This is a genomic window from Pseudomonas sp., assembly GCF_049645325.1.
In the GTDB taxonomy this organism is placed as follows: Bacteria; Pseudomonadota; Gammaproteobacteria; order Pseudomonadales; family Pseudomonadaceae; genus Aquipseudomonas.
Genome location: NZ_JBARTQ010000510.1, coordinates 1 through 1,799, shown reverse-complemented (window position 1 = coordinate 1,799; position 1,799 = coordinate 1). Strand labels below are relative to the sequence as shown.

At 62.1% G+C, this 1,799-nt stretch carries 4 protein-coding genes; all 4 read right to left on the bottom strand.

Going from position 1 to position 1,799, the window contains the following annotated elements; translation table 11 throughout:
* The coding region (locus WBB95_RS21630) for a secretin N-terminal domain-containing protein (RefSeq protein ID WP_424489427.1) at nt 1–758 on the bottom strand (758 nt) is incomplete at its 3' end.
* Between the two features lies 1 nt (nt 759).
* A complete protein-coding gene (locus tag WBB95_RS21625; protein ID WP_424489426.1) occupies nt 760–1,188 on the bottom strand; it encodes a type III secretion protein in 429 nt (142 codons plus the stop codon).
* Complete coding sequence (locus WBB95_RS21620; protein ID WP_064455080.1) at nt 1,175–1,399, bottom strand: type III secretion protein; 225 nt, start codon at nt 1,397–1,399, stop codon at nt 1,175–1,177. Before WBB95_RS21620 ends, WBB95_RS21625 begins: the two co-directional genes overlap by 14 nt.
* A 102-nt stretch (nt 1,400–1,501) precedes the next feature.
* Nucleotides 1,502–1,799: HrpE/YscL family type III secretion apparatus protein (locus tag WBB95_RS21615; protein WP_424489425.1), on the bottom strand; the 298-nt coding region annotated here is incomplete at its 5' end.

Genomic DNA, 1,799 nt, shown 5'->3' with positions numbered 1-1,799 from the left:
CCGCCATACGGGGTGCCGCCGTAGTTGTTGCTGGTGCCCGAGGAACCGGTGCCCAGCGCCGTGCCCAACCCGCCACCCAACCCGGCGCCTTGCAGCAAGTTAAGGTTATTGATCGAGTCGCCCCGTGAGCGGGTGTCGAGCAGGTCCTGAAGGATGCTCGCCACACCGGCAACCGTCAGCGTCTCGTCACGGTACTTGATGCTGCGGTCGGCGGCGTTGGCGTAACGCAGCGGCAGCACCACCACGTCCTGCTTTTCATCCGGCTTGTCGACGGTCTTGCTGTACTCGCGCACAAACTGCACGTAACGCGGCGGGCCACTGACCAGCACTACGCCATCGTCCGACAGCGCGCCCCAGCCAAACCTGGGGTCCAGCAAACCCACATCGCTCAACGCTGTCTTGAGGTCATCCACCGCATCCGGGGAGACTTCGATGCGTGCCGACGTCTGCTCGCTGGTGTTACTGACGTACAGCGTGTCGTTGTAGACGAACCACTGGAAATGATGCTCCTGGCCCAAGCGATCGAGAAAAGCCTCGGGGCTGGCGGCACGGATGCGGCCATCGACCACGCCGGAAATAGGCGCCATCTCAAGCCCGATACCAAACTCCTTGGCGAAGGCCTGCAACGTGGTGGACAGGTCGGTTTGCTGCGCGTCATAGGAATACGCCACGTGCTTCCAGTTCGGCGGCACTGCCGCGAACGCCGAGGCACTCATCCACATCAATAGCCACGGCAACCAGCGGTGGGCCTTCTGCATATCACACTCCGGGGAGCCAGTTGGGGGTTATGGCACGGGACTCGGCAGGGTGCGAATCAAGCACGCTTTTGTGCATCAGGCTAAGCATCGCCTCACGCTGGTTGGAGAGGCTTTGCAGGATGCCCAGCACGGCATCAATCGCGCACGGCAACGCCAGCCAATGCACCAGCACCAGGCATTGGCTCTCGGGGTCCATGGCCAACGCACCGTCGCAGTGACAGGCCACACTGGCCCCGCCCAGGCTGAGGATGGCCATGAGGCGCTCCGGGGCGCTGGCGTCATAGGGGTCGAGGACGTCGATGCTGCAGCGCAAACCGTCTTCGACACGCGACAACCGTGCGTTGGCGTCATCGATCCAGCAATCCAGCGGCGCGCCGCCGGGCTGCTCGAACCATTGGGTCAGGACGGCGACGAAATCACTGAATTCCATCGATGATCGACTTGGTAATGCCGTGCTCGGCACGCAATCCTTCGTTCATCACCGACGTGGTGGTGGCCATCTTCTGCGCCGCATCGGCGAAGGCTCGAAAGTCTTCGGGAGACGCCGTGTCTTCTGCGTCCAGCGCAGCCGTGTCGGTGCTGCCCTGATTGCGGGTGAAGTTGTGCTCAAGGTGGGTTTGCAGAGACTTGAAGCTGATCATGCGGGGGGCTCCATGAATTTTGTTACAAAGTGAGTGGAACAAACCCCGGCACAGGTTCCACGCTTTCGATCAATTCACAGCAGAAAAAAAGCCCGGTTTTGATCAGTCACCCGGGGCGAGCATGCAACGCTGCAAGCTTGCCCAGTCGAGGTCGAATTCCCCAGCCTCACTGCTCAGGCGCAGCGCATCAATCGGCATCGCATTGTCTTCGCGCAACTGCCACAACGCGGCAAAGCGACTGCTGGCGACCCACGCGTGCAGCTGGGCAAACAGCTGCGGATGGCAGCTTAAAGTGGCACCGGTGGCGTGGCTTTGGCTCGCGGCCAGGTGGCTGACCAGGGCCTGGGCACGCTCGCCGAGGAAACAGTCGCCGAACACCCGCTCGATCGCCTGGTTAAGC